General features: G+C 41.4%; 1 pseudogene. It reads left to right on the top strand.

Annotated elements, in window-relative coordinates:
- Nucleotides 1-1,012 (top strand): annotated as a pseudogene (locus CXF76_RS00715) (IS3 family transposase); the annotation flags it as partial.
- Between the last annotated feature and the right edge of the window lie 8 nt (nucleotides 1,013-1,020).

Below are 1,020 nucleotides of genomic sequence, written 5' to 3'. Positions count from 1 at the left end.
CACCATCGGCTTCGCCAATGACGCCCGAACAAATTGAAATCCGCGAACTTAAAAAGCAAATCCAACGCATCGAATTAGAAAAGGATATATTAAAAAAGGCTACCGCTCTCTTGATGTCCGACTCCCTGAACAATTCTCGTTAATTGAGAAACTAAATCAACGAGAGCGTTACCCAATTAGCGTGCTGTGTAACGTATTCAATGTGCATCGTAGCAGCTATAAATATTGGGCTATAAGGGATACAACGCCGACACCAGAACAAATAAGGCTAGAGGCTGAAGTTAGAGCAATACATGCAATGAGCGGCGGCTCAGCTGGGGCGCGGACAATCGCGGCAATAGCAACGAACAATGATTTTGAATTGAGTCGTTATCGTGCTGCTAAGCTAATGGTTAAATTAAAGCTTGAAAGCTGCCAAGTACCTCAACATTCATATAAACGCGGCGGTAATGAGCACCTTGAAATTCCAAATCTGCTTGATAGACAATTTGATGTTGTTGAGCCAGATACCGTGTGGTGCGGTGATGTGACGTATATTTGGGTAGGTAATCGCTGGGCTTATTTAGCCGTTATTATTGATTTATTTGCACGTAAAGTAGTTGGCTGGGCCATGTCGTTGTCGCCAGATACTAATTTAACGCTAAAAGCGCTTGAACTCGCGTATGAAAGCAGAGGAAAACCGACAGGACTGATGTTTCATTCAGACCAGGGTAGTCACTATACCAGTTTAAAATATCGTCAACGTTTATGGCGCTATAAAATCAAACAAAGTATGAGTAGGCGTGGAAACTGTTGGGATAATGCACCAATGGAGCGATTTTTTAGAAGCTTTAAAACGGAATGGATGCCAAAGGTTGGATATGGAAATTTTATAGATGCTAAATATAGCGTTAGTGATTATATCAACGGATATTACAACAACGTTAGGCCGCATCATTATAATGCCGGTTTAGCGCCAAATGAATCTGAGGTTAGATATCAAGATTCTAAAACTGTGGCCAAATTTTATTGACCACTACA

The organism is Pseudoalteromonas sp. 78C3 (assembly GCF_002836695.1).
GTDB lineage: Bacteria > Pseudomonadota > Gammaproteobacteria > Enterobacterales > Alteromonadaceae > Pseudoalteromonas > Pseudoalteromonas arctica.
Note: the sequence above shows the minus strand (reverse complement) of the source record. Positions and strands in the feature narration are given on the sequence as shown.